The organism is Affinibrenneria salicis, from assembly GCF_008710095.1.
This window is the reverse complement of record NZ_VYKJ01000001.1, coordinates 532840-559572: the sequence shown is the minus strand read 5'-3', so window position 1 is coordinate 559572 and position 26733 is coordinate 532840. Positions and strand designations below refer to the sequence as shown.

The following is a 26733-nucleotide window of genomic DNA, read 5'->3' as shown; positions in this document are numbered from 1 at the left end:
AAGCCGGCGCGCCGGCGGCCTGAAAGCTAACGGGGACAAATCTTTTCCATGGTTACCCTATATAAGGAGCACGAAGATGCTTACCACAGAATTGATTATCGTATTACTCGCTATTTATCTCGGCGCCCGTCTGGGCGGCATCGGTATTGGTCTCGCCGGCGGGTTGGGTGTGCTGGTGCTCACCCTCGGCACGCAGATGAAACCCGGCGTCATTCCTTTCGACGTGATTCAAATCATTATGTCCGTCATTGCCGCTATCGCCGCCATGCAGGTCGCCGGCGGAATGGACTATCTGGTCAGCCTGGCGGAAAAACTGCTGCGCCGCCAGCCGAAATACGTCACCTTTCTCGCCCCGCTCGTCACCTGGTTTATGACCCTGCTGGCCGGCACCGGCCATACCGCCTTTTCGACGCTGCCGGTGATCGCCGAAGTCGCCAAAGAACAAGGCATTCGCCCTTCGCGCCCGCTGTCTATCGCCGTGGTCGCCTCGCAGATTGCGATTACCGCTTCGCCCATTTCCGCCGCCGTGGTATTTGTCGCCGGGATACTGGAGCCGCACGGCGTGAGCTATCTCATGCTGCTCGGCATTTGTATCCCCACCACCCTGGCGGCGGTGCTGCTGACGGCCATCGTGACCAACTTCCTCGGCAAAGATCTGAAGGACGACGAGGTCTATCAGGCGCGCCTCGCCAAAGGCGAAGTGGCGCTGCGCAAAAGCACGCTGCTGGACATAAAACCCGCCGCCAGGCGTTCGGTCTTGCTGTTCGTCGTCGGGATCGTGGCCGTCGTGCTCTACGCCACCGCGATTAGCGAGACGGTCGGCTTAATTCAAAATCCGGTTCTCCCGCGCAATGAAGCCATCGTAGTCTTCATGCTGACCATCGCCACGCTGATTTGCCTGTGTTGTCGGGTGGATACCGGACAGATCCTTTCCGCCAGTACCTTCAAATCCGGCATGAGCGCCTGCGTATGCGTGATGGGCGTGGCGTGGCTGGGGGATACCTTCGTGAAGGCCCATATCGCGGATATTCAGGCCACTGCGGGCACGCTGCTGCAAACCTATCCGTGGATGCTGTCCATCGTGCTGTTTTTCGCCGCCATGCTGCTGTACTCGCAGGCCGCCACCGCCAAAGCGCTGATGCCGGCGGCGCTGATGCTGGGCGTATCGCCGGTTACCGCCGTGGCCTCTTTCGCGGCGGTGTCGGCGCTGTTTGTGCTGCCGACCTACCCGACGCTGCTGGCCGCCGTTGAGATGGACGACACCGGCTCAACCCGCATCGGCAAGTTCGTGTTTAATCACTCATTCCTGATCCCCGGCGTGCTGGCCATCGCGCTGGCCGTTATATTCGGCTTTATCCTCGGCAATCTGGTGCTGTAAGCCACTGGCCGAACGGCGCCGCCCGCGCGCCGTTCGGCTTTCCCTGACGCCAAACCAGGGTATAGTATGCCGGTCTCTGTTTCCGTAAACGGACATCGACCCGTTTGATGTTTTCACTGGTGACGCTCTGCCATGACCCGACGTTTTGCCATACTGATTCTCCTGTGTTGTTCCGTACTGTTGCCGTTCGCGACGCCGGCCGCGCTGTTTTCTTCCGGAACCGGCAACGCCTTTGTGCCGGTGGATCAGGCTTTTACCTTCGATTTTCAGCAAAACGGCGACCGGCTGCGGCTAAACTGGCAGATCAGGCCCGGCTACTACCTGTATCAGCGACAAATCCGGTTGCAGGCCAGCCAGGCAACGCTGGGCGAATATGCTTTACCGACCGGCAAAGCGCACCACGATGAATTTTATGGTCAGGTCACGATTTATACCGACGCGCTGCGGCTGGAGGTGCCGCTGCGCAACGCCGGAGAAGGCGCCTCAATCAGTGTAACTTACCAGGGCTGCGCCGAAGCCGGCTTCTGCTACCCGCCGGAAACCCGCGTCGTTCCGCTGAGCGCGCTGAATGGCGCCGTTGCGCCCGACGCCGCTTCCGCCGCCATCGCGCCCTTTTCCGCCTGGTGGGCGCTGCTGATCGGCGTCGGCGTCGCCTTTACGCCCTGCGTATTACCCATGTACCCGTTGATTTCCAGTCTGATCCTCGGCCGCCGACAGTCACTATCGACCGGCAGAACGTTACTGCTGTCGCTGGTCTATGTGCAGGGCATGGCGTTGACCTATACCCTGCTGGGGCTGATCGTTGCCGCCGCCGGTCTGCCGCTGCAGGCCGCCTTACAGCACCCCGCCGTGCTCATTACGCTGTCGGCATTGTTTATCGCGCTGGCGCTGTCGATGTTTGGGCTTTACACGCTGCAACTGCCCTCCACGCTGCAAACCCGGCTGACGCTGTGGAGCAATCGCCAGCAAAGCGGCTCGTTGCCCGGCGTATTCGGCATGGGCGCCATCGCCGGCTTAATCTGCTCGCCCTGCACCACCGCGCCGCTCAGCGCCATCCTGTTGTATATCGCCCAGAGCGGCGACATCCTGGCCGGCGGCGGCACGCTTTATTTGTACGCGCTGGGAATGGGTCTGCCGTTAATCCTGGTGACGCTATTCGGCCACCGGCTGCTGCCGCGCAGCGGGCCGTGGATGCAATATGTCAAGGAAGCCTTCGGCTTCGTTATTCTGACGCTGCCGGTATTCTTGCTCGAACGCATTCTGGGCGATGCCTGGAGCCTGCGCCTGTGGAGCTTGCTGGGCGTCGCCTTCTGCAGCTGGGCGTTTATTCTGAGCCTGCGCAGCCAGCGCGGCTGGATGCGTGGGATACAATGGCTGTTTTTACTGGCCGCGCTGGTCGCCGCCCGGCCGCTGCAGGACTGGGCCTTCCCTCCGGCCGCCGTCACTCCGGCGGGACAATCCTCGCTACAGTTCACCCACGTAACCGATCGTCAGACGCTGCGCCAGGCGCTGACCAACGCCAGACAGCCGATAATGCTGGACCTGTATGCCGACTGGTGCGTAGCCTGCAAAGAGTTTGAAAAATACACGTTCCGCGATAGTCTGGTACGGCAGCAACTGGCCGGCGTCCGGCTATTGCAGGCGGACGTGACCCATAACTCGCCGGAACAGCGGGCGCTGTTAAAGGAGCTTGAGGTGCTGGGGCTGCCGACCATCCTGTTTTTTGACGCCGGGGGACAAGAAATTCCCGCCTCACGGGTTACCGGCTATATGGATGCGCGTCAGTTTCAGGCGCATCTGCAGAAAATACATTTTTCAGGATAATGCCGGGCGCCAGCGGACACACGCATCCGCCGGCGCAGTAATGTTCCGCCCGGCGCCCCAGGCTGAGAACGCGCGCCGACATTATCCCCGACGCGAAACGCACTGCAGCAGGAGACCGAATGCAACGAGAACAGGTTCTGGAACAGGCGTTAACCCTGCTGGAACAGCAGGGCCTTGCCACGATATCGCTGGAAATGCTGGCCGGAAAACTGGCGGTTGCGCCCGATGCCCTGCTGCCGTTCTGGCCCGACCGAGAGGCGTTGATTTATGACAGCCTTCGCTACCATAGCCAGCAGGTCGATACCTGGCGACGCAGTCTGTTGCTGGACAAAACCTTAACCATCCAGCAAAAACTGCTGGCGCGCTACCAGGTGCTGCATGACGCCGTCTGCAACCAGCGCTTTCCCGGTTGCCTGTTTATTGCCGCCTGCAGCTTTTATCCCGACGTTCAGCACCCGATCCACCAGTTGGCGGAACAGCAAAAGCAGGCGTCTCACCGTTACACCCACGACCTGTTGCTCGAACTGGAAACCGACGACCCTGTCATGGTGGCGCAGCAGATGGAATTAATCCTCGAAGGCTGCCTGAGCCGACTGCTGGTCAAACGCCAGCCGTCCGATATCGATACAGCCAGACGCCTGGCGGAAGATGTACTGCGCTTCGCGCTCTGCCGTAAAAATGGCGCATTGACCTGATTGCGCCTTTAACCGCTTTTTTATCGGCCTTTGGCTGAAAAGTCAGCAGTCAGCCCATATTCGGCCGGCGCAAACGCATAAAGCCGTTGACGACGCGCGGTCAATACGGTTTAATGCGCCCCGTTGCCCGGATAGCTCAGTCGGTAGAGCAGAGGATTGAAAATCCTCGTGTCCTTGGTTCGATTCCGAGTCCGGGCACCAAAATTTAGTTTCAGGATGTCCTTATGCGTCCGGGAACGTTGAAAAATCAGTAAGTTGATAAAAATCTGGAGTACCAACAGGTACTACCGGATTTTTTGACATCCGTAGTTTTTGGGGGCTTAATTGGGGGCCTGCCGGTTCGATAAACTATGGAGCCCCCACCATGCCTCTGACAGATACCGCCATCCGCAACGCCAAGCCGTTCGATAAACCTTACAAACTCAGCGACGCGCAGGGTCTGTACCTGCTGATTAAACCCAACGGTTCTAAACTCTGGCATCTCAAATACCGCTTCGGCGGCAAAGAGAAAAAGCTGGCGTTTGGCGCTTACCCCACCGTCACGCTGGCAAATGCCCGTAAGCTACGCGAGGAAGCCCGCTTGGTACTCAGCGCAGGTGCCGATCCCGGCGTAAAAAAACAGCAGGACAAGCAGGCGAGAAAAAACGGCAATACCTTTGAAGAGATCGCCCGCAAGTGGGTGGCGGGTAATATCCGTTGGACTGAAGCCCATGCCGCCAAAGCCCTGCGCTCGCTGGAACTGCACGTCTTTCCGTTGATCGGCAAATTTCCCGTTGCCGACCTGAAAACGGCTGACCTGCTAATCCCGCTGCGTGTGGCGGAGAGAAAAGGCAATCTGGAAACCGCCGCGCGGATACAGCAGCGTACGACGGCGATCATGCGCTATGCGGTGCAAGAGGGACTTATTGCCAGCAATCCTGCCAACGATCTGGCCGGAGCCATTGCGCCGCCGCCAAAAAACCACTACCCCGCTCTGCCGCTGGAAAAACTGCCGGAGATGCTGGAACGGATCGAAGGCTATTCCGGCAGATTACTAACCCGTCTGGCGGTGCAGCTTAACCTGCTGATCTTTATTCGCTCCAGTGAGTTACGCTTTGCCCGCTGGACGGAGATCGATCTGGATGGCGCAATGTGGACCATCCCCGCGCAACGTGAACCCATTCCGGGCGTGCGTTATTCAGAGCGCGGCGCGAAGATGAAAACACCGCATCTGGTGCCGTTGTCAAAACAGGCGGTAACGGTGCTGAAGCAGCTAAAACTGCTGTCCGGTAGCAGTGAGTTGCTGTTTCCCGGCGACCACGACCCGCGCAAACCGATGAGCGAAAACACCATCAACAAGGCGCTGCGCACGATGGGCTATGACACGCAGGTGGACGTTTGCGGTCATGGTTTCCGCACGATGGCCTGTAGCGCGTTGATTGAATCAGGCCGCTGGTCAAAAGATGCAGTGGAGCGGCAGATGAGCCATCAAGAGCGTAACCACGTTCGCGCCGCCTATATCCACAAGGCGGAGCACCTCGACGAACGCACGCAGATGATGCAATGGTGGTCGGACTATCTCGATGCCTGCCGGCAGAAATTCATCCCGGCTTACCGTTTTGATAGGCATATTCAGGTTGCCTGAACCCGCGACTGATTGACGCCGAAAAGCAGATCTCTGCGCCAGCGGATCTGCTTTTTTATTAGCACCAACACTGGGGCCTATCACAGCCCTCATTCACTGACGCCGGTAAAATCGCAGGGCTGCACCAGATTCCCCGTCGAACGAACATCGAACTGCGCCAATCACGGCCTTTTCAGCCCTTTGGCCCTTTCCGGTTTGGCGCTGTTACCCTTAGCCTTTCTTTACCCTTTAGGCCTTTTCCCTTTCGCTGCACCAGATACAAGAATTATCCATCGTTTCAACGCCCATAAACCTGCGCCACATAACGCCCGCGCCCGTCGCCGTGGCCCAAATCCATCGCCGTCAGCGCCAGCGCCTCTTTTTCACTGAATCCCTGCGTCAGATAATGACGAATGGCATCCTGCGCCCAGGCGTAACGCAATGAGTGTGGGGAATATGCCCCAGTCAAGCCGATACGCGACGCCTGACCGTGCCAGTATTTCATCGCGGATTTAAGATCAGGCTTGTCAATCAGCCTGCCATTGCGTTGTTCCGCCACAGCCAACGCATTTTCCAGCGCTTTTCTGACTGCGCCGGCATCCAGAACCACCGTCTCGCGGGGCCGTCCGCCTTTGGTGCCGAACACCACGGTCAGCCGGATTTCACCACGCTCCAGCGCCTGTTTCCATGTCCTAAGCGATTGCGCACACTGCACCGCTTCCTGAGAACGCAATCCCATCAACCTTGAAAGCTCCAACACCGCGTCTTTTGCACGAACGGTTTCCAGCACCTGCCGATAATGCTCTGCCGTGATAGCCTGCCGGGTGCCGTTGTGGGATGCGCCGGATAAGCCGAGAGATTTATTGGACAGCCGTTCACTGGTGGCCAATCGATCACGCCCTGCCTGCTTCAGCAGACAGCGGAGCGCTGCCATTTCGTTTTGCAGGCTGCGTTTCGTTATGCCTTGTTCCAACCGTTCACGAACGTAACTCTCAATATGCCGCGCTTTCAGTTGCTCCACCCGTCGGATCTGCACATTTTGCGCCACCACCAGACGGCCACAAAAGCGCTGCGCCAGTCTAATACGGTCGTGAACGGTTTTATGGCTGCCGCCCGCCTGCCGCGCCAGCGTTTTCATTTGCTGCTCCAGAAAACTCATTTTTTGCATTTCCCCCTTTCATGATTGCTGCAATTCCAAAATCTGATACAACTTTTCCCCGGCGCGTAGGCCAATAGCCCTGAATGGTTGGGCTGCGAACGATACCTGAGCGCCGGGGCGGCAGCCGTTGAGGTATTGTGGGGCTTCGGTTGTGCTCTCTGAGCAGCCGCCCGCTTGCGCGGGTTATCCCCCGGATCGTCCTGATCCCCCTCCGGTATCGGTTCAAGTTCTCCTGTGAGTGAAAGTGGGTGAAATCACGGTGTCAGAATCCCGCCGTGCGTTGGCGCAGTTGAATTCTCTGGTGCAGTCAAAAGGCGCTGGTGCGTCACTTTCCCGCTTTGCGCGGTTAAAGTGACGCACTGGACTGGCGCAGTGATTGAAAATTGAAATTCTGGTTCAGGGTTGCGGTCACGCGGCCGTCACGTTTATAGACTGGTGCAGAGAGTGAAGGATGACCTTAACCATCGGTAGGATGGCCCGGCGGTTTGCAAAGGTAGCCGCCGGTAAGGGATGACCATCCTGATTCATCAGGCGCTTCTCTCAGGTCATAAAGCATTTTGTGCAGGTGCAAACTTACACCCGTGGCAACAAGGCAGAAAGGGAAAACTGTTTTTTGCTTTTATAGAGTTGTTTGTTGATTTTTTCGTCATTTTATGAATGACAAGCTGCCGCGCTTCGCTTGCCTTCTCCCGTCCCGTAACCCAGTCTTATCAAGTGCAGGACGGTTGGGATCTTTACACGGGTATCTTCAGTGAATTTCATCTTATTCTCTGTTTTATCATGCCGTTACTTATCAGGGCATACAGCAGATGCAACGCCTCAGAACGATGAGTAACGACTATTGTTCAGCTTTGCTTCTATGTTACACGTTCCTTTTAAGCCAACCGAATATATTTACGAGCCTTCTTTAGTGAGTAGCCAAGGTTTGTTTTTTTGTTTAAATGTCGATTTAAAGTCGACAAATTAATAAATAATAAAACCAAAACTTGCCATGATTTTTCACTAAATCCATAATAGTTTAAAAATGGACTAAATTGTCTACTTATAGGTGACATTTGGCTAACTATATAAACTGGCTGATGCAGAATACCCTACCCGGTCAGGTGTTGCTCCAGTCATGGCTTAGCCGCAACGGCATAGATCGTAAGCTCTCTTACCGCTATGTACAGAACGGCTGGCTCAGGCGGGTAGCGCATGGTGTTTACTGTCGGACGGGTCGCGAACCCGACTGGGTCGATGCGGTTTCCTGCCTGCAAACCCAGTGGGAAAAACCGGTGCGGGTGGCGGGGCTGACCAGTCTTGCACTACAGGGCCATGCCCACTATACCGAACCGGGCAGGCCTCAGGTCTGGCTCACGCTCCCGGCTTACGTCAAGCTGCCGGGATGGTTCGCCACCTTTGAACAATCCGCCACCTTTGTCACGCTGTATACGTCGGGCCTGTCCGCTGATGTAACGCCATTCACTACAGAACTGAAAATCGGCGATAGGAGAGTAATGGGCAGCGGCCCGGAACTTGCTGCGTATGAAATCGCCAGAGGTATTCCCACGCAGATCTCGTTTGAACATGCCGACGCCCTGTTTCAGGGGCTAAACCTTCTCAGCCCGCGTAAATTGCAGGCGCTGCTCTCTGCCAGCCATTCGGTGAAAACCAACCGGGTGATGCTCTACCTTGCGCAACGCAACGGACATCCTTATTTCCAGTATCTCGATCAGAGTGGTGTAGATACCGGGACAGGAAAGCGGCAAATCGTCCCCGGCGGCTGGCTGGAGCCGGATTACCAGATCACCGTTCCCAAGGAATTTAAACCGAAAGGAGTCGAAGATGGATCAACGTGATATTTACGCCCGACAGGTCAAACTGTTGATGACTGCCCTGCCGCATGTAGCGAAAGAATCCTGTTTCGCTTTAAAAGGCGGTACGGCAATTAATTTATTTGTGCAGGACTTCCCTCGCCTATCGGTAGATATCGATCTGGTGTATAAAACCTTCATGGATCGCGACACCGATCTCGCTGCCATCGACGATGCATTGATGCGTATTACCAAATCGCTGAACAGCACGCGGGGGATCACCGCTATCCGGCAGGAGAATAAAGCGGATGAAAAGCGTATCATCGTTAACGCCGTTGATGCGCAAATAAAGATTGAGGTCAGTCCGGTCTGGCGTGGATTGCTGTTGCCTCCGGCAGAAATGCCGGTGTGTGAGCCGGTGGAAATGGAATATGGCTTCACCACCATGAATGTCGTCTCGCTGGCGGATCTTTACGGCGGTAAAATCTGCGCCGCGCTCGATCGCCAGCATCCACGCGATCTGTTTGACGTACTGAATATGCTAGAGAAACCGGGCCTGACGCGCGAGATTTTTGACGGTTTTCTTTGTTATCTGGCAGGGCATCCCCGCCCCATAGCCGAACTGCTGGCCCCAAACTGGGACACGGGGAGGATCGCCACGCTGTACCAACAGGAATTTTCGGGCATGACGCAGCAGGAAACCTCTCTGGAATCGCTTTTATCAGTAACGACCCTACTACCGCAGGCGTTGAAATCACACTTTACCGCTCAGGATCGACAGTTTTTACTCAGCTATAAGCAAAATAACCCTGACTGGTCGCTGTATCGCTATCCTGAAATTCAGCATCTCCCAGCTATTCGCTGGAAACAACGTAACTTAGCGGCGCTGAATGCTAAAAATCCGGCTAAGTTTACGGCGGCTCTAAACAAATTTGTGACGGTTTTAGAGCAAAATTTTTAGCCTTGCTATATATGCAGTTCTAACCATTATATATGAATGATGCACCACGCGATAAATACGGCACCTCAACTATTCCGCTGTTCGATAAAGATCCTTGCGACACTGATGACAATAATGAACTCTGTACCCTGATATACCCCGCCACAAATAACTATCTATGCGATTAGAACCACAGTAATAGCAACGAGTTCCTGTATTTGTTTTTGTCTGAGGATAAATTATCCAATATTTTTCCAATTCCAGATAATTTTGACGCCACTCCCTATCATCAACCCGGATAAGAAAATACCAAAATAGCCACAAAGGTCCCCAGAAAGGGAGAGACAGTAGGTATATCAAACGACGATAGTTCCGAGGGATACGCCGAAACTGAATGCCTATCCAATAACCAAATCTTTCCTGATGACTGCCATGATAGTGCTTACCAGACATCCTTTTCATATGCATTTCCTCGCAGGTTGTGCAACACGAAGATATTACCAAAGAAGACGTCCCATAAGAAACGTCGCTGGGATCTCTTTTGTCAGTAACGACTTTGCTACCGCAGGCGTTGAAGTCGCATCTTACAGATCGGGATCGCCAATTCTTGCTCAGTTATAAACAAAATAACCCTGACTGGTCGCTGTATCGCTACCCTGAAATTCAGCATCTTTCCGTTATTCGCTGAACACAGCGTAATCTGGCAGTGCTGAATGATAAGAATCCGGCTAAGTATGCAGCGGCGGTGAGCAAGTTTGAGAGGATACTAAAGCAGTGCTTTGATCAGGGTTCAGAAGGACTAGATTGAGCCATGATGTTTAATTATCTCAACTGAACTCTGACGACATCTCAAAAAAATGATGAAAATACAAATTAAATCAATAGATTATTCATATGCGGTTCAATGCATTATCTCAAAAACACCTAATTCACATGTCGTTTCTTCGTTTAACACCACGATATGTGGACTTCAGGCCATTATGTGTGGACCTAACGCCACACATAACGAAACGGCTAATCGCTTAAACAACGGTTTTTCGTGACAATCATCACAAAAACAAAGCGATTTTTTATGGGGGCTTTCGTGGGGGCGCTGTTTACGATAAATATCAACAAAATAGATAATTAACAGTAAGTTAATTGTGAGTATGATTCCGAGTCCGGCACCAATTCTTCTTTTTTATGCTTTCTTATGAATTCTTATGTGTCTTAAATTCAACAGGTTAGCGTAAAAATCTTTCCCGATGCGTTTTGCTTTATTCCTTCGTATCCGGAAAATTTGGGGTCAGATTGCGGGTCGTTCAGTTCGATGAACGAAGGAGACCCTCACATGGCCCTGAATGACAGTAAAATCCGCGCAGCCAAACCTCTCGCAAAATCCTACAAACTTACCGATTCGCAAGGTCTGTACCTGACGGTATCCGCCAGTGGCGCCAAGTTATGGTATTTCCGCTATCGCTTCAGCGGTAAGGAAAACCGTCTGGCCTTTGGCCCCTACCCTCAGACTACACTGGCAGAAGCCCGCGAAAAGCGCGATGCGGCGCGTAAACTACTAACGTCCGGCCTCTGTCCTTCCCTGATCCGCAAAACGGATAACGCCGCCGTCGATGAATCCCGCACCTTTCAGTACATCGCCACCGCATGGCACTCCAGTTGCCTTAAACTCTGGTCGGACGCTCACGCCGATAAGATTCTCACCTGCCTGAAACGCTACGTTTTCCCCGCTATCGGCCAGACGGATATTGCGCAGATTGAAACCCGCCATCTGGCGCAGTTGATTAAGACGATTGACGATAAAGGCGTGCATGATGTCGCCGGTCGGGTGCGCCAGCATCTGACCAAAATCATGCGCCACGCCGTACAGCAAGGAGTAATCAAATATAATCCGGCTTACGATCTGGATGGCGTCGTGACCCCTGTTGTAACCCAACATCATCCCGCCCTGCCGCTAAAACGCCTGCCTGAACTACTGGAGCAGATGGATAACTATAAAGGCCGAGCTCTGACTCGTCTGGCGCTGGAATTGAATCTGCATGTTTTTCTGCGATCCAGCGAATTACGGCTCGCCCGTTGGGATGAGTTCAACCTGAAAGCGCATATCTGGACCGTACCGGCAAAACGCGAAGCAGTTAAAGGCGTGAGATTTTCAGAGCGTGGCGCAAAGATGAAAGACGAGCATCTGGTGCCGCTGTCACGGCAGGCTGTCGCCCTGCTGAAACAGATTCAGGCAATTTCCGGCGAGTCAGTATTCGTTTTTCCCGGCGCGCATACGCTGAACAAGCCGATGAGTGAAAACACCATCAACAAGGCGCTGCGCGTGATCGGCTATGACACCCAAACCGAGGTGTGCGGCCACGGCTTCAGGACAATGGCCTGTAGCGCGCTGAACGAGTCGGGGCTGTGGTCAAGGGATGCCATTGAGCGGCAGATGAGCCACAAAGAGCGTAACAACGTGCGGGCGGCCTATGTCCATAAAGCCGAGCATCTGGAAGCCCGTATGGAAATGATGCAGTGGTGGTCGAATTATCTGGACGTCAGCCGCGAAGGATATGTCGCACCGTATATTTATGCACGACAACATAAGGCCGCTGGTACAGCCTGACGGTTAATTCTCTGACAAAAGCAGATCCTGATGCTAGGGAGCTGCTTCTTTGCTTTCTGAAAGGTTTTACCTTCGTATTTTTAACGATCAATCGGGAAATGCCTAAAATTATTCTGGCAGAATATTTTCAGGTCATTACCTATCAATAAGGGTAATTTTTGAGGTAAAGCTTATCGTCATTGCGACGATAAAAAATCTGCACCATAGGATGGTTGTCTGCCAACACGACACTGCGCCAGAACCCGATATTCCATATTACTGCACCAGTTTCCCGCCGCAGGAGAAACGCAAAGCTGCATCAGATACCCCACCGGATAAACATCGAACTGCGCCAATGACGGCCTTTTCAGCCCTTTGGCCCTTTCCGGTTTGGCGCTGTTACCCTTAGCTTTCCTTTACCCTTTCGGCCTTTTCCTTTTTGACTGCACCAGATACAGGAATTATCCATCGTTTCAACGCCCATAAACCTGCGCCACATAACGCCCACGCCCGTCGCCGTGGCCCAAATCCATCGCGACCAATGCCAGCGCTTCTTTTTCGCTGAATCCCTGCGCCAGATAATGGCGAATGGCATCCTGCGCCCAGGCATAACGCAATGAATGTGGGGAATATGCGCCAGTTAAACCAATACGCGACGCCTGACCATGCCAGTATTTCATCGCGCTTTTCAGATCGGGCTTATCAATTAACCTGCCGTTGCGTTGTTCTGCCACAGACAACGCATTCTCCAGTGCTTTCCGTACTGCGCCAACATCCAAAATTATTGTCTCGCGAGGCCGCCCGCCTTTGGTGCCGAACACCACGGTAAGCCGGGTTTCGCCGCGCTCCAGCGCCTGTTTCCACGTCCTGAGCGATTGCGCACACTGCACTGCTTCCTGAGAGCGCAATCCCATCAACCTTGAAAGCTCTAGCGCCGCCGCCATCCCGGTGTCTTTTTCGCGAGCGGTTTCCAGCACCTGCCGATAATACTCCGCAGTAATGGCCTGCCGGGTGCCGTTACGGGATGCGCCGGACAATCCGAGCGATTTATTGGACAGCCGTTCACTGATAGCTAATCGATCACGCCCGGCCTGCTTCAGCAGACAGCGGATCGCCGCCATTTCGTTTTGTAGGCTGCGTTTCGTTATGCCCTGCGCCAGCCGTTCCCGGATGTAGCTTTCAACATGTCGGGCTTTCAGTTGCTCCACTCGCCGGATCTGCACATTTTGCATCACTACCAGACGATCGCAAAAACGCTGCGCCAGCCTAATACGATCGTGAACAGTCTTATGGCTGCCGCCCGCCTGCCGCGCCAGCGTTTTCATTTCCTGCTCCAGAATGCCCATGTTCTCTTTCCTCTTTTCATGATTGCAGCAACTCCAAAATCTGATACAACCTTCCCCGGCGCGTAGGCCGATAGCCCCTGATATTCGTCGGGGCTGCGAACGATACCTGAGCGCCGGGGCGGCAGCCGTTGAGGTATTGCGGGGCTTCGGTTGTGCTCTCTGAGCAGCCGCCCGCTTGCGCGAGTTATCCCCCGGATCGTCCTGATCCCCCTCCGGTATCGGTTCAAGTTCTCCTGTGAGTTAAAGTGGGTTGAATCACGGTGTCAGAATCCCGCTATTGGCTGGTGCAGTTGATTTCTCTGGTGCAGATCGAAAAGGCAGGTGCGTCACTTTCCCGCTCTGCGCGGTTAAAGTGACGCACTGGACTGGCTCAGTGATTGAAAATTGAAATTCTGGTGCAGTATTGCGGTCACGCGGCAGCAAAGCCTTATGGCAATGCGGGCCGCTGCCCGTTGTAACGGGGTTGACGCTCCGGTTCATGGAGCGTCAGTGTTTACAGTACAAATCCGTAGTGAGAACCATCCGGCAGTTCAACATCAAGGCGCAGTTTGCCGCCGGTCGCCTCAACGTAGCGTTTAAGCGTGGACAGTTTCAGGTCGCGGCCCGGTTTTTCCATACCGGCAACGGTAGGCTGCCGGATGCCCAGCGCCTGCGCCATTTCCACCTGCGTTTTTTGCACTATCTCACGCAATTCGGCAAGGTGGATGTTGAGCAGGATGTCCGCCGCCATCGCCTGAGCGTCGGCTACGACTTCCGGTTTTTCATCCGCAAGAAGCTGTTCGAGCGTTCTGCCCATCGCGTTACTCCTTATCATCTAATGTCTTCAGATAATTCGTGAATTCCCGGTCAGCAACCGGGATCATCTGGTCATAAAAACGTTTTTCATTGCCGACCTTGTTACCGCCGCAAAGCAGAATGCCGGTTCGGTAAGGATCGAAGGCGAAAAACACCCGTATCGGATCGCCCCGGCTCTGAACGCGTAGTTCTTTCATGTTACTGTAGCGAGAGCCTTTAATCGTATCGGCATAAGGTCTGGGCAAACCCGGCCCTTTTTGCCGCAGAACGATAAGCGATGCCAGCACGTTGGTTCGATCGATGGTACTGAGTGAACTGAACCAGCTGTCAAATATGTCCGTTGTTTTAATCGTCCACACGGGACCTCCTTATTAATATAGCGTAAAGCCTATATAGGTGCAAAGCGATAATGAAGAGACTGAAGTCGCCCAAGGCGAAATGCATTCCTCTTTACCGGGAAACTAAAGGCGTATTCCGGTCATTCATTACATGTTGTGTAAATGTGTCGTCGCTTTGCGGCGCAGGCCTCAAAAACAGCAGGAAGGTGAAGCAGAGTAGAGAATGACCTTAACCGCAATGCGGTCCGGCATTTTCAAAGGTTGATGCCGGTAAAAGGCGACCATCCTGATACATCAGGCGCTTCTTTCAGGTCATGAAGCATTTTGTGCCGGGGGGATATTACTGCGCGGCAAAAGATGCAGATAAGAGAAAACTGTTTTTCCCTTTTAAAGGATTATTGGTCGATTTTTGGCAATCTGATAAACAGGAAATGGCGCAGAACCCGTATCGGATCTGCGCCGGTGGAACATCAATGGTAGCGAGAAGGCCAGATTTGCTCAGGCGCGACACCCAGCGCTTCAGCAATCAGCCTTTCACCTTTAGGCCAGTGTTTTGTCAGCGCATTCGCCAGCGTGGAAGAAGCCAGCCCCGAGTTACGCGAAACCGCCGCCAGCGACGTTCCCTGCTTTTTCAGCGCCGCAATAATATCGGCGGGATGCCAGTCCTGTTGGTTCATGCGGCCACCTCATCAATGCATTTCACGCCGTCAGCGGTACGTATCCAGCGCGGAGCTTTCAATTCCGCGGCAAAGTAATCAACCAGTTCCGCTAGGAGCCAGCGCAATTGTTCTTCCGCTTGTGGCGGAAACATCCGGCAAAGCAGAAGCTGAGTCAGGATAAAACAGTAATCGCAAAGCGTATCCGCATCTGGGGCAAAACGGGGAGAGTTTGTAGGCAAGGTATCAACGGTCAGGCTGTCTATCAGGTGAGGCGGAATAGGATCGCGCAGGCCCGGTTTCAGCAGCGCAAGACCGGCGGCAAGTCGACCGCAGAGAGCCATCTTCAGTACAGGATCGTAGCTTTCTGCCTGAGTCTCTGCGAGTTTCTCGCAACAATCTGCCAGTACAGTGAAATCCGTGGCGGCGCTAAAAGGAACTGTAAGTAATGGGTGAGTCTGGTTGAGGGTTGTAGCCATAAGGCAGCCTCCAGTATGTGATGTTTAAACCACCACCTAAGAGACCAATCTTACGGGTGGTGGACTGAACGGAGTTGGTCTTACCGGCCATACTGGAACCGGCGCACCTTGCGGTGCCCCCGCCCAGCCCACCATAATTCGGTATAGCTAAGCATACGACATAAAAAAAGACGCAAGGCGCGTCATATGTCGCCAGTATGGTATTCGGGAGACCAATCCCGGCACCTGATTTTGCAGGTGCGGGTAAAAGATACTGCTTTCTGTTAGCAGTAGCAAGTGGGGTTTTTAGAGATAGATCGCAGAAAATAAAAACGTCACAGCAAGTTTTATTCGCCGAAAGTAATGCGAGAAACTTTGCAAAACGCCCTGGAAAAGGTCTTGGTAGTTATTTTTTAATATACTGAATAGGCTTAACGCTCTTCGCTGGGCAACGACCTTATGGCCCAGGATGTTTCGCAACAATTCTCCCAGTCGTATTATCCAGTCGGTACTGCGAAATAGTTCCGTCCACAATGTGCTGGATCACTGCCTGAACGGTAGCCAATGGGACGTTAAACCACTCTCTGGGAGCATAGACCTGACCGTTGTAGCTCTTGAGCGTAATATTGAGACGGCGGGCAGCGAGGAAACCATGTACTAATGCCTCCAGCTTTTGGGCATTGAGGTTAAAGCACTGGCTGGTAGCCACAATCCGGACTGGTGCTTCGAGGAAAGTACGGTCTTTCTCGGCATGCTCAATACGCTGCTCCACGGTTGTTTCGGTAAAGCCAATCTTGTAAAGGCTTTGTTTATAAGGAATAAGCGCGGGGTCTGTACTCGTGGTGGCGAGCACATAAACCAAACCGGTCGGCACCGCAGCATCTGATGGTTGTAACTTCTCGCCTTTGAGTTGTACCTTGCGTCCTTCTTTATCCCTCACCAAACCGTGAGTTAAGGATTGATAGAGCATGTTCATCTCGGTGCCATTCTCAAATATCAGTCGCAGTCGGGCGTTGTAGGTCCGATATTCTTCCAAACGTTCACCAGCACTATGCACATACCCTAGTAACCCATTAAGAATAAAAAAATCGCCTTCAACAATTTTCAATTTATGTGTAAAACGCTCAAGATCAAAAGCCCCATCTTTTAAGCCTTTATGCAGGCTGTGAAACAACGGTTCGAAACGCTGGAAGTCGTGACAAGGCTGGCGCTGAGCAATTTCATCTGGCTGCTCTTTTTTGTCAGCGGAAACATACTGTAAGCTGAAGATGTCAGGTTCCGCAAAATTTAATAAACCGTCCTCGTCGTCGGCAAAAATATCCTCTAAAGAAGTCACCAGTTCTGATTTGTTGGCGTAGGGTATTGGCTCTGGTTCAGCGACTAGTGGGGTTCTGCCATTTTCAATATGATTTGAAACCAGAATCCCCTGGCAATCCAGAATTTGCAACGAAGCGCATATATTGGGGTTTTCTTTAATGATGCGCAATCGTCTTGCCAGACGCTTTTCATCAAGAGACGCGGAGCTGTTTTCAGTTGGCAGACGGCCATGCCGATCGTAAAACGCGACAATTTCAACAAACTGAGTGCCAGCCAAATCGACAGGACCCGTTTTGTGCTTCAGGGGGTGAACATCCAATAGACCAAGATCATCTTCTTCACTGAGGATCTCATCTAATGTTGATTTGGCCGCTAATCGCTTTGTCGATAACCGGATCATTTTACTGCTCCTGATTAGCCAACTTCTGTTGCTTCATTTTGCGGATAAAGGCCAGTGCTTCAGCGTAACGCTTCTCAATCGGGTCGCTGGCATTCAGCGAAGGCTCTCTCTGTTGTTCACGGGTGAACTGCTTAATCTTAGGCCAAAGGATAATTGCCTCTTCTTCGGAGACCTGCGATTGGCTGGCACTTACCGCTTCCTGAATGGTTTTCAGCATAGGCGCAGTTACCGATTTAGAGATAATTTCATAAGCACCATGAAACGGATTTACCGCATCTATCAGGTCTATATCCAGATTGTCAATACAGATGAATTTTTCACCCATTTTCAGGAACTGCTTACCTGCGACACTGCTAACTGACTCTTCTTCAGCATCATTCGCCATGTCCACATTGGCACCCTGCGGCAGGTTTTCCCAATCAACCACGCCCCCTTTCTGAGTGATCAACATACTTTGTAATACCCCCTGGCGTACCTGTTCCTGTTCTTTTTCGGTCAAGTCTGGGTAAAGGGTCTGAATAACTGCTGGCAAAGCCACTTGAGTAATGGTTTCGGGAGGCGTGGTTTCACTGATTGCCTCTTTGACCAACTGCTCGTTAGCCATCAGGGTCGCCATAATTTCATTCTTGTCACTATTTAGAATATCCAACACTTTCGGGGATACCGGTGAGGTTGCGGAATCATGTACGAGCAAAGTATTGGGCGGCAGTGGCCGACCGTCCCATTGAGAACGAGGCTTAAACTGGATGTTGGGAGCTAAGATCTGCTCCATCAATAACGATGTGGTGATCGCCTTAAGCATATTATTGACCGATGCCTTCACATCATCATCCTGTGCATCGGGTTGAGCGATGAGATTGGTAAACTGAGCATGCTTTTTTCCCGTACAATCTCGGGTCGCACGACCAATAATCTGAACAATTTCTGTCAGAGAACTGCGATAGCCAATAGTCAGCACATGTTCACAGTAAGGCCAGTCAAACCCTTCTTTCGCCATGCCTAAGGCGATGATGATGTCCATGTCATCAGCCGCTTTGATATTACGTAAATACGCTTGGATTTTGGGTCGTTCGTTAGGATTATCATCAACCAGATTGGCTAATTTTATCTCACGACCATTTTTCCCCGCAATATGATAAACCCCTGTCAGAGGATCGCGCTTTATCACGTTGCCAAGCACATCGATGATAGAATCAACCTCTCCGTATTTATCTTTGGTCGATTCACCAGAATTGACATTCGGAATATGAATAATCGTTTTTTTGCTGGTATCGAGTACCGTGGGCAATGCATCAATATAACGCCCCTGATAAAAATGATAGCCAATACCCAGGGATTTAAGATACTGATAGCCGTTTAGCTGCTCGTAATAGGTGTATGTCACCTTAGTAAACAGTGCCTCATCCTCAGGCAACAGGATCGGCACGGTATCGCCTCGGAAGTATGAGCCGGTCATGGCAACGATATGCGCCCTCGATTTTTTTATGAGCTCGTCAATAAGATTACCAAGCCGGTTATCACCATCGGCAGAAACATGGTGAAACTCATCAATAGCCACCAGGCAATTATCGAAATCTGTTACTAGTAATTTATCAAAGGCAAAACGCAAGGTCGCATGAGTACATATCAGAATACGTTCTTTGCCGTACATAAAGCGTTGAAAAGCCTGAACCTTGCCCGCTTCCCCGCCATCCACACACAGATTGTTCTCGGATTTAACATTCCAGTCAGCAAAAAAACCTTTTCCAGTTAAACAAGTGTCCTGAAAAGAACCGCCGATAGACTTTTCCGGGACGGCGACAATCACTTTACGCACTCTCTGATTTTCCAGCTTATCCAGCCCCAGAAACATCAACGCACGCGATTTCCCCGAAGCCGGAGGAGACTTGATCAACAGATACTGGCTGTTGCGTTCAGCAAAAGCACGGGCCTGCATTTCACGCATCCCCATCGAATTAAGGCTGGTACTTTGGCCTGTTTGACCATACTTAACATGCAATAAGTTATTCATTATGGTTTCCTGCGTTGGACGGTGTTGTGGTCTTTCTTGGTTTAGCCTGAGTCGCTGTCAGTTTTTGTGTAAGTGCTTCATAGCGTGCCAGCAGGCAGCTTAAGCGGTCGGCTGCATCTTTGAATGGGCGCTCACGGTAAAGTCGATCCACCGCTGTATCGAGGGCCTGATGAGCAGCCAACAGCTTTGGCGGCATCTTGTCGGGATCATAGAGTTCAGCGAGTGTACGTCCTGGGAATTCTTCACGGATTAAAATCACGTCTTCGGCAAGTATCTCGATTTGTTTACGTTGTATGGTGGTAACTTCAGGCCAAGGAAAGGGGTTGTAGACAACAGACGAAGAATAGCTATAACGACTTTCAAGACGACCAGTCACTAATCTCATCCAGTCATTATGCATTAGAGAAGAAAGTATTCCGAATTCATATAGTGAACCACCAGGAATTATATAATTCCTGTTTGTAGAAATAACATCTGCATTAAAAAAACCAAGAGGAACATAAATACGGCGCTCCGATGATACACTGGGAACCAAGATATAGTTACCAGATAAAGGCTGGCTTACCTGTATAAATACATGCGGTTTATTTGCCATTTTCAGTGCTGCCGGATGACCTGCTTTTAACCTTAAAGCCCTTACAGCATCTGTTCTTCTATGTACTTCTGGCATTCCTTGCAAATCATCCTCTGTCGCATCAACCAGCCATAGACACCAGCGTTCCTTTCCGTTTAAAAACTCATCAGCTCCCAAAACCCTTTTAATCCAGCGTTCAGCCTGAGGTTCTTTTTTTAATAATAAATCTCGCTCTGGCTTGCTTAATAATAAGTGACCACCATCGGTAGGCTTATTCCCAAACAATAAAGCCGGCACAGTATTAATTAATGGTTTATTGGTTGCATAAATAGCAAGATTACTACCCTCAACCAAATAAGGACTGATATTACTAACTAACTTACAATGCCATTCACCATCCACTCTCTGATATAATTTCCGTGTTTTCACCTGAGCGGATAGACCAATAATAATGACATGAACAGCAGCTTTATCTCTGGCATTATTTGCCCATGTAAAAGTTGGGTAAGCAAAATGGATATTCAACCCAAGGGCAAAAATTGGCGGCCATAGCGTCGCTACTTGTTCTCCCTGACAAATGGAATTAGTTGCCACCAGTGCCAGTTCAGCACGGGAATTCTGAATATATTGAGCTCCTTTCCAGAACCAACAAGCAACATAATCAAGATAGCCTAACGCCTTAAAACCGCTAAAAATAGCATGCATATCTGATTTCTGATCTTCTGTACGACCAATAGTACCCAAAAACGGCGGATTACCAATTACGTAAACTTCGTCATCAACTTGTTTGGGACAGATCTGATGCCAGTCAAGACGTAAGCTGTTGCCACTATGAATATTGCCGCTTTCACGTAACGGCAATGCCGGTGGCGCAAAACCAAACGCTTTTTCCCACTGGCTATTTACCTGGTGTTCCGCCAGCCAGAGGGATAACCGAGCAATCTGGCAGGCGAAATCATCAATCTCAATACCGTAAAACTGTGATAGGTGAAGACCACTCATTGAAAATGTTTGAGGTTCCAGCTCACGAAGAGCCTCAATCACTTCAATTTCCAGATTGCGTAACGCTTTGTAGGCCACAATCAGGAAATTACCAGATCCACATGCAGGATCGAATACTTTGATCTTGCCGAGTCGCACTAGTAACGCTTTAAGCCCCTTGGCATTGTTACGCTGTTTATCCAACTCAACGCGTAACGGATCAAGAAACAGGGGCTGAATCACCTTCATGATATTGCGATATGAGGTGTAGTGCTGCCCTAAGCGGCTGCGCTGCTCCACATCAATCACGGCCTGGAACATGCTGCCGAAAATGTCTGGGTTAATCTCACTCCAGTTCATGGTGCCGCATTCGAGTAAGATCTTGCGCCCTTTTTTTCCCAGTTCGGGAACCGGTTCATCGCTGGCAAACAATCCACCATTTACATACGGAAATGCTGCCAGATGGGCGGGTAGCCTTTGCCGTTGAAGGCTGTCAGGCTTCTCATCTAACACACCAAATAACTGATAAAGAAATGCATCCAGATCGCTGCCATCTTCTTCGGTAAAACCTTTGACAGCAGACGTAAACTGGGAGAGGGCAAAAATACCGGTGTCTTCGGCAAAAAGACAAAATAACAAGCGAGTCAGGAAGACGTTAAGGGCGTGAATATCTTCAGACTTGCTGAGGTCATTGCGAACTCGGATGAGGTCAAACAATCTCCCCATCTTCTCGGCGGCCTTCACATCAGCAGGGTTTTCACTGCTAATAATGGCTTTCTCAAGGCCCACTAACGGCAAAAAGAAACCGTAGTTGCTATGTAACTCGTCCATTTCAACATCGAGCCGCTCTTTGCTCGCAGTATCCCAAGCCAGAAAGCGAGTAAAATCAGTGACCAGCACGAAGCGGATCTTGTTTTTAGCTATTACCGGGTCATCAACACACTGATTTAGCAGAGTCTCAAGATCTTCTCCCTCCACAGCAGACTGAAACCAGAGTTTGTTCTTAATACCGACCTGACCAGGCTCTTTAGCGATGTTACGGCTACTGCCCTGACGCACCTGTGTAATCGTTGGTTTAACCACAAACGGTATATAGTGATGACAAAAAACAAGTTATGCATTCTGAAGGATCATGTATGGCAGTTAATCAGGCGAGGATTTTCGAGCAGCTTGAACAGATAACCCACGAGCTGAATCGTGATGAATTCATTTATGGTTTTATGGCCGCTTTTGATTTTCCTAAATCAACGATTACACAGGTGCGTCAGGGCAGTAGCCGTAACATCGCTAAAGAGCCTGGTCAGGTCGGTATTAAGAACAAACTCTGGTTTCAGTCTGCTGTGGAGGGAGAAGATCTTGAGACTCTGCTAAATCAGTGTGTTGATGACCCGGTAATAGCTAAAAACAAGATCCGCTTCGTGCTGGTCACTGATTTTACTCGCTTTCTGGCTTGGGATACTGCGAGCAAAGAGCGGCTCGATGTTGAAATGGACGAGTTACATAGCAACTACGGTTTCTTTTTGCCGTTAGTGGGCCTTGAGAAAGCCATTATTAGCAGTGAAAACCCTGCTGATGTGAAGGCCGCCGAGAAGATGGGGAGATTGTTTGACCTCATCCGAGTTCGCAATGACCTCAGCAAGTCTGAAGATATTCACGCCCTTAACGTCTTCCTGACTCGCTTGTTATTTTGTCTTTTTGCCGAAGACACCGGTATTTTTGCCCTCTCCCAGTTTACGTCTGCTGTCAAAGGTTTTACCGAAGAAGATGGCAGCGATCTGGATGCATTTCTTTATCAGTTATTTGGTGTGTTAGATGAGAAGCCTGACAGCCTTCAACGGCAAAGGCTACCCGCCCATCTGGCAGCATTTCCGTATGTAAATGGTGGATTGTTTGCCAGCGATGAACCGGTTCCCGAACTGGGAAAAAAAGGGCGCAAGATCTTACTCGAATGCGGCACCATGAACTGGAGTGAGATTAACCCAGACATTTTCGGCAGCATGTTCCAGGCCGTGATTGATGTGGAGCAGCGCAGCCGCTTAGGGCAGCACTACACCTCATATCGCAATATCATGAAGGTGATTCAGCCCCTGTTTCTTGATCCGTTACGCGTTGAGTTGGATAAACAGCGTAACAATGCCAAGGGGCTTAAAGCGTTACTAGTGCGACTCGGCAAGATCAAAGTATTCGATCCTGCATGTGGATCTGGTAATTTCCTGATTGTGGCCTACAAAGCGTTACGCAATCTGGAAATTGAAGTGATTGAGGCTCTTCGTGAGCTGGAACCTCAAACATTTTCAATGAGTGGTCTTCACCTATCACAGTTTTACGGTATTGAGATTGATGATTTCGCCTGCCAGATTGCTCGGTTATCCCTCTGGCTGGCGGAACACCAGGTAAATAGCCAGTGGGAAAAAGCGTTTGGTTTTGCGCCACCGGCATTGCCGTTACGTGAAAGCGGCAATATTCATAGTGGCAACAGCTTACGTCTTGACTGGCATCAGATCTGTCCCAAACAAGTTGATGACGAAGTTTACGTAATTGGTAATCCGCCGTTTTTGGGTACTATTGGTCGTACAGAAGATCAGAAATCAGATATGCATGCTATTTTTAGCGGTTTTAAGGCGTTAGGCTATCTTGATTATGTTGCTTGTTGGTTCTGGAAAGGAGCTCAATATATTCAGAATTCCCGTGCTGAACTGGCACTGGTGGCAACTAATTCCATTTGTCAGGGAGAACAAGTAGCGACGCTATGGCCGCCAATTTTTGCCCTTGGGTTGAATATCCATTTTGCTTACCCAACTTTTACATGGGCAAATAATGCCAGAGATAAAGCTGCTGTTCATGTCATTATTATTGGTCTATCCGCTCAGGTGAAAACACGGAAATTATATCAGAGAGTGGATGGTGAATGGCATTGTAAGTTAGTTAGTAATATCAGTCCTTATTTGGTTGAGGGTAGTAATCTTGCTATTTATGCAACCAATAAACCATTAATTAATACTGTGCCGGCTTTATTGTTTGGGAATAAGCCTACCGATGGTGGTCACTTATTATTAAGCAAGCCAGAGCGAGATTTATTATTAAAAAAAGAACCTCAGGCTGAACGCTGGATTAAAAGGGTTTTGGGAGCTGATGAGTTTTTAAACGGAAAGGAACGCTGGTGTCTATGGCTGGTTGATGCGACAGAGGATGATTTGCAAGGAATGCCAGAAGTACATAGAAGAACAGATGCTGTAAGGGCTTTAAGGTTAAAAGCAGGTCATCCGGCAGCACTGAAAATGGCAAATAAACCGCATGTATTTATACAGGTAAGCCAGCCTTTATCTGGTAACTATATCTTGGTTCCCAGTGTATCATCGGAGCGCCGTATTTATGTTCCTCTTGGTTTTTTTAATGCAGATGTTATTTCTACAAACAGGAATTATATAATTCCTGGTGGTTCACTATATGAATTCGGAATACTTTCTTCTCTAATGCATAATGACTGGATGAGATTAGTGACTGGTCGTCTTGAAAGTCGTTATAGCTATTCTTCGTCTGTTGTCTACAACCCCTTTCCTTGGCCTGAAGTTACCACCATACAACGTAAACAAATCGAGATACTTGCCGAAGACGTGATTTTAATCCGTGAAGAATTCCCAGGACGTACACTCGCTGAACTCTATGATCCCGACAAGATGCCGCCAAAGCTGTTGGCTGCTCATCAGGCCCTCGATACAGCGGTGGATCGACTTTACCGTGAGCGCCCATTCAAAGATGCAGCCGACCGCTTAAGCTGCCTGCTGGCACGCTATGAAGCACTTACACAAAAACTGACAGCGACTCAGGCTAAACCAAGAAAGACCACAACACCGTCCAACGCAGGAAACCATAATGAATAACTTATTGCATGTTAAGTATGGTCAAACAGGCCAAAGTACCAGCCTTAATTCGATGGGGATGCGTGAAATGCAGGCCCGTGCTTTTGCTGAACGCAACAGCCAGTATCTGTTGATCAAGTCTCCTCCGGCTTCGGGGAAATCGCGTGCGTTGATGTTTCTGGGGCTGGATAAGCTGGAAAATCAGAGAGTGCGTAAAGTGATTGTCGCCGTCCCGGAAAAGTCTATCGGCGGTTCTTTTCAGGACACTTGTTTAACTGGAAAAGGTTTTTTTGCTGACTGGAATGTTAAATCCGAGAACAATCTGTGTGTGGATGGCGGGGAAGCGGGCAAGGTTCAGGCTTTTCAACGCTTTATGTACGGCAAAGAACGTATTCTGATATGTACTCATGCGACCTTGCGTTTTGCCTTTGATAAATTACTAGTAACAGATTTCGATAATTGCCTGGTGGCTATTGATGAGTTTCACCATGTTTCTGCCGATGGTGATAACCGGCTTGGTAATCTTATTGACGAGCTCATAAAAAAATCGAGGGCGCATATCGTTGCCATGACCGGCTCATACTTCCGAGGCGATACCGTGCCGATCCTGTTGCCTGAGGATGAGGCACTGTTTACTAAGGTGACATACACCTATTACGAGCAGCTAAACGGCTATCAGTATCTTAAATCCCTGGGTATTGGCTATCATTTTTATCAGGGGCGTTATATTGATGCATTGCCCACGGTACTCGATACCAGCAAAAAAACGATTATTCATATTCCGAATGTCAATTCTGGTGAATCGACCAAAGATAAATACGGAGAGGTTGATTCTATCATCGATGTGCTTGGCAACGTGATAAAGCGCGATCCTCTGACAGGGGTTTATCATATTGCGGGGAAAAATGGTCGTGAGATAAAATTAGCCAATCTGGTTGATGATAATCCTAACGAACGACCCAAAATCCAAGCGTATTTACGTAATATCAAAGCGGCTGATGACATGGACATCATCATCGCCTTAGGCATGGCGAAAGAAGGGTTTGACTGGCCTTACTGTGAACATGTGCTGACTATTGGCTATCGCAGTTCTCTGACAGAAATTGTTCAGATTATTGGTCGTGCGACCCGAGATTGTACGGGAAAAAAGCATGCTCAGTTTACCAATCTCATCGCTCAACCCGATGCACAGGATGATGATGTGAAGGCATCGGTCAATAATATGCTTAAGGCGATCACCACATCGTTATTGATGGAGCAGATCTTAGCTCCCAACATCCAGTTTAAGCCTCGTTCTCAATGGGACGGTCGGCCACTGCCGCCCAATACTTTGCTCGTACATGATTCCGCAACCTCACCGGTATCCCCGAAAGTGTTGGATATTCTAAATAGTGACAAGAATGAAATTATGGCGACCCTGATGGCTAACGAGCAGTTGGTCAAAGAGGCAATCAGTGAAACCACGCCTCCCGAAACCATTACTCAAGTGGCTTTGCCAGCAGTTATTCAGACCCTTTACCCAGACTTGACCGAAAAAGAACAGGAACAGGTACGCCAGGGGGTATTACAAAGTATGTTGATCACTCAGAAAGGGGGCGTGGTTGATTGGGAAAACCTGCCGCAGGGTGCCAATGTGGACATGGCGAATGATGCTGAAGAAGAGTCAGTTAGCAGTGTCGCAGGTAAGCAGTTCCTGAAAATGGGTGAAAAATTCATCTGTATTGACAATCTGGATATAGACCTGATAGATGCGGTAAATCCGTTTCATGGTGCTTATGAAATTATCTCTAAATCGGTAACTGCGCCTATGCTGAAAACCATTCAGGAAGCGGTAAGTGCCAGCCAATCGCAGGTCTCCGAAGAAGAGGCAATTATCCTTTGGCCTAAGATTAAGCAGTTCACCCGTGAACAACAGAGAGAGCCTTCGCTGAATGCCAGCGACCCGATTGAGAAGCGTTACGCTGAAGCACTGGCCTTTATCCGCAAAATGAAGCAACAGAAGTTGGCTAATCAGGAGCAGTAAA

At 50.5% G+C, this 26733-nt stretch carries 18 protein-coding genes, 1 tRNA gene and 1 pseudogene; 11 read left to right on the top strand and 9 right to left on the bottom strand.

Annotated elements, in window-relative coordinates; genetic code table 11:
* Nucleotides 1–76: 76 nt before the first annotated feature.
* The 5 genes from FJU30_RS02480 (at nt 77) to FJU30_RS02460 (ending at nt 5521) form a co-directional block, all read left to right on the top strand.
* A complete protein-coding gene (locus FJU30_RS02480; protein WP_150433809.1) occupies nt 77–1378 on the top strand; it encodes an anaerobic C4-dicarboxylate transporter in 1302 nt (433 codons plus the stop codon).
* Between the two features lie 132 nt (nt 1379–1510).
* Nucleotides 1511–3202, top strand: a complete 1692-nt coding sequence (locus FJU30_RS02475; RefSeq protein ID WP_150433810.1) for a protein-disulfide reductase DsbD — start codon at nt 1511–1513, stop codon at nt 3200–3202.
* Nucleotides 3203–3321: 119 nt separating this feature from the next.
* The gene (locus FJU30_RS02470) at nt 3322–3897 is read left to right on the top strand and encodes a transcriptional regulator (protein ID WP_150433811.1); all 576 of its coding nucleotides are present in this window, start codon (nt 3322–3324) and stop codon (nt 3895–3897) included.
* A 125-nt stretch (nt 3898–4022) separates the two neighbouring features.
* A tRNA-Phe gene (locus FJU30_RS02465) sits at nt 4023–4098 on the top strand.
* 163 nt (nt 4099–4261) lie between these two features.
* Entirely contained in the window at nt 4262–5521 is a 1260-nt protein-coding gene (locus FJU30_RS02460) for a tyrosine-type recombinase/integrase (protein ID WP_150433812.1), read from the top strand.
* 277 nt (nt 5522–5798) lie between these two features.
* On the opposite strand, the gene FJU30_RS02455 is transcribed toward FJU30_RS02460, so the two are convergent.
* A complete protein-coding gene (locus FJU30_RS02455) occupies nt 5799–6659 on the bottom strand; it encodes an integrase domain-containing protein (protein WP_150433857.1) in 861 nt (286 codons plus the stop codon).
* A gap of 1055 nt (nt 6660–7714) precedes the next feature.
* Here FJU30_RS02455 and FJU30_RS02445 point away from each other — a divergent pair.
* The 4 genes and pseudogenes from FJU30_RS02445 to FJU30_RS02430 all read left to right on the top strand — a co-directional run bounded on the left by FJU30_RS02445 (nt 7715) and on the right by FJU30_RS02430 (nt 11994).
* A complete protein-coding gene (locus tag FJU30_RS02445) occupies nt 7715–8497 on the top strand; it encodes a type IV toxin-antitoxin system AbiEi family antitoxin domain-containing protein (RefSeq protein WP_150433813.1) in 783 nt (260 codons plus the stop codon).
* Nucleotides 8484–9413: a nucleotidyl transferase AbiEii/AbiGii toxin family protein gene (locus tag FJU30_RS02440; protein WP_150433814.1), complete on the top strand. Its 930-nt coding sequence runs from the start codon at nt 8484–8486 to the stop codon at nt 9411–9413. Before FJU30_RS02445 ends, FJU30_RS02440 begins: the two co-directional genes overlap by 14 nt.
* 499 nt (nt 9414–9912) lie before the next feature.
* Nucleotides 9913–10200, top strand: a pseudogene (locus tag FJU30_RS26995) (nucleotidyl transferase AbiEii/AbiGii toxin family protein); the annotation flags it as partial.
* Nucleotides 10201–10722: 522 nt separating this feature from the next.
* Nucleotides 10723–11994, top strand: a complete 1272-nt coding sequence (locus FJU30_RS02430; protein WP_150433815.1) for a tyrosine-type recombinase/integrase — start codon at nt 10723–10725, stop codon at nt 11992–11994.
* Nucleotides 11995–12446: 452 nt separating this feature from the next.
* On the opposite strand, the gene FJU30_RS02425 is transcribed toward FJU30_RS02430, so the two are convergent.
* The 8 genes from FJU30_RS02425 to FJU30_RS02385 all read right to left on the bottom strand — a co-directional run bounded on the left by FJU30_RS02425 (nt 12447) and on the right by FJU30_RS02385 (nt 21908).
* Nucleotides 12447–13319, bottom strand: a complete 873-nt coding sequence (locus tag FJU30_RS02425) for an integrase domain-containing protein (RefSeq protein WP_150433816.1) — start codon at nt 13317–13319, stop codon at nt 12447–12449.
* Nucleotides 13320–13812: 493 nt separating this feature from the next.
* Nucleotides 13813–14115: a helix-turn-helix domain-containing protein gene (locus tag FJU30_RS02415; RefSeq protein WP_094107105.1), complete on the bottom strand. Its 303-nt coding sequence runs from the start codon at nt 14113–14115 to the stop codon at nt 13813–13815.
* A 4-nt stretch (nt 14116–14119) separates the two neighbouring features.
* Entirely contained in the window at nt 14120–14473 is a 354-nt protein-coding gene (locus FJU30_RS02410) for a type II toxin-antitoxin system RelE/ParE family toxin (RefSeq protein WP_150433817.1), read from the bottom strand.
* 449 nt (nt 14474–14922) lie between these two features.
* Nucleotides 14923–15129: a helix-turn-helix domain-containing protein gene (locus FJU30_RS02405; RefSeq protein WP_150433818.1), complete on the bottom strand. Its 207-nt coding sequence runs from the start codon at nt 15127–15129 to the stop codon at nt 14923–14925.
* Nucleotides 15126–15587: a hypothetical protein gene (locus FJU30_RS02400; protein ID WP_150433819.1), complete on the bottom strand. Its 462-nt coding sequence runs from the start codon at nt 15585–15587 to the stop codon at nt 15126–15128. The genes FJU30_RS02405 and FJU30_RS02400 overlap by 4 nt, the downstream gene beginning before the upstream one ends.
* A 436-nt stretch (nt 15588–16023) precedes the next feature.
* Nucleotides 16024–17283, bottom strand: coding sequence for a GIY-YIG nuclease family protein (locus tag FJU30_RS02395; RefSeq protein WP_150433820.1), 1260 nt, complete (start codon nt 17281–17283; stop codon nt 16024–16026).
* Nucleotide 17284: 1 nt separating this feature from the next.
* Nucleotides 17285–19294 (bottom strand): DEAD/DEAH box helicase, encoded by a 2010-nt coding sequence (locus tag FJU30_RS02390; protein ID WP_191091522.1) that lies wholly within the window; start codon nt 19292–19294, stop codon nt 17285–17287.
* A complete protein-coding gene (locus FJU30_RS02385; RefSeq protein WP_150433823.1) occupies nt 19287–21908 on the bottom strand; it encodes a DNA methyltransferase in 2622 nt (873 codons plus the stop codon). The genes FJU30_RS02390 and FJU30_RS02385 overlap by 8 nt, the downstream gene beginning before the upstream one ends.
* Before the next feature lie 77 nt (nt 21909–21985).
* Between FJU30_RS02385 and FJU30_RS02380 the strand changes: the two genes are divergently transcribed.
* A complete protein-coding gene (locus tag FJU30_RS02380; RefSeq protein WP_150433822.1) occupies nt 21986–24730 on the top strand; it encodes a DNA methyltransferase in 2745 nt (914 codons plus the stop codon).
* Nucleotides 24723–26732, top strand: coding sequence for a DEAD/DEAH box helicase (locus FJU30_RS02375; protein ID WP_191091522.1), 2010 nt, complete (start codon nt 24723–24725; stop codon nt 26730–26732). The genes FJU30_RS02380 and FJU30_RS02375 overlap by 8 nt, the downstream gene beginning before the upstream one ends.
* The last annotated feature ends 1 nt before the right edge of the window (nt 26733 follow it).

What these genes read in the sequence shown, in the direction of transcription:
- FJU30_RS02480 (WP_150433809.1), top strand. Translation starts at nt 77, where the DNA reads ATGCTTACCACAGAATTGATTATCGTATTACTCGCTATTTATCTCGGC.
- FJU30_RS02475 (WP_150433810.1), top strand. Translation starts at nt 1,511, where the DNA reads ATGACCCGACGTTTTGCCATACTGATTCTCCTGTGTTGTTCCGTACTG.
- FJU30_RS02470 (WP_150433811.1), top strand. Translation starts at nt 3,322, where the DNA reads ATGCAACGAGAACAGGTTCTGGAACAGGCGTTAACCCTGCTGGAACAG.
- FJU30_RS02460 (WP_150433812.1), top strand. Translation starts at nt 4,262, where the DNA reads ATGCCTCTGACAGATACCGCCATCCGCAACGCCAAGCCGTTCGATAAA.
- FJU30_RS02455 (WP_150433857.1), bottom strand. Translation starts at nt 6,659, where the DNA reads ATGAGTTTTCTGGAGCAGCAAATGAAAACGCTGGCGCGGCAGGCGGGC.
- FJU30_RS02440 (WP_150433814.1), top strand. Translation starts at nt 8,484, where the DNA reads ATGGATCAACGTGATATTTACGCCCGACAGGTCAAACTGTTGATGACT.
- FJU30_RS02430 (WP_150433815.1), top strand. Translation starts at nt 10,723, where the DNA reads ATGGCCCTGAATGACAGTAAAATCCGCGCAGCCAAACCTCTCGCAAAA.
- FJU30_RS02425 (WP_150433816.1), bottom strand. Translation starts at nt 13,319, where the DNA reads ATGGGCATTCTGGAGCAGGAAATGAAAACGCTGGCGCGGCAGGCGGGC.
- FJU30_RS02415 (WP_094107105.1), bottom strand. Translation starts at nt 14,115, where the DNA reads ATGGGCAGAACGCTCGAACAGCTTCTTGCGGATGAAAAACCGGAAGTC.
- FJU30_RS02405 (WP_150433818.1), bottom strand. Translation starts at nt 15,129, where the DNA reads ATGAACCAACAGGACTGGCATCCCGCCGATATTATTGCGGCGCTGAAA.
- FJU30_RS02400 (WP_150433819.1), bottom strand. Translation starts at nt 15,587, where the DNA reads ATGGCTACAACCCTCAACCAGACTCACCCATTACTTACAGTTCCTTTT.
- FJU30_RS02395 (WP_150433820.1), bottom strand. Translation starts at nt 17,283, where the DNA reads ATGATCCGGTTATCGACAAAGCGATTAGCGGCCAAATCAACATTAGAT.
- FJU30_RS02390 (WP_191091522.1), bottom strand. Translation starts at nt 19,294, where the DNA reads ATGAATAACTTATTGCATGTTAAGTATGGTCAAACAGGCCAAAGTACC.
- FJU30_RS02380 (WP_150433822.1), top strand. Translation starts at nt 21,986, where the DNA reads ATGGCAGTTAATCAGGCGAGGATTTTCGAGCAGCTTGAACAGATAACC.
- FJU30_RS02375 (WP_191091522.1), top strand. Translation starts at nt 24,723, where the DNA reads ATGAATAACTTATTGCATGTTAAGTATGGTCAAACAGGCCAAAGTACC.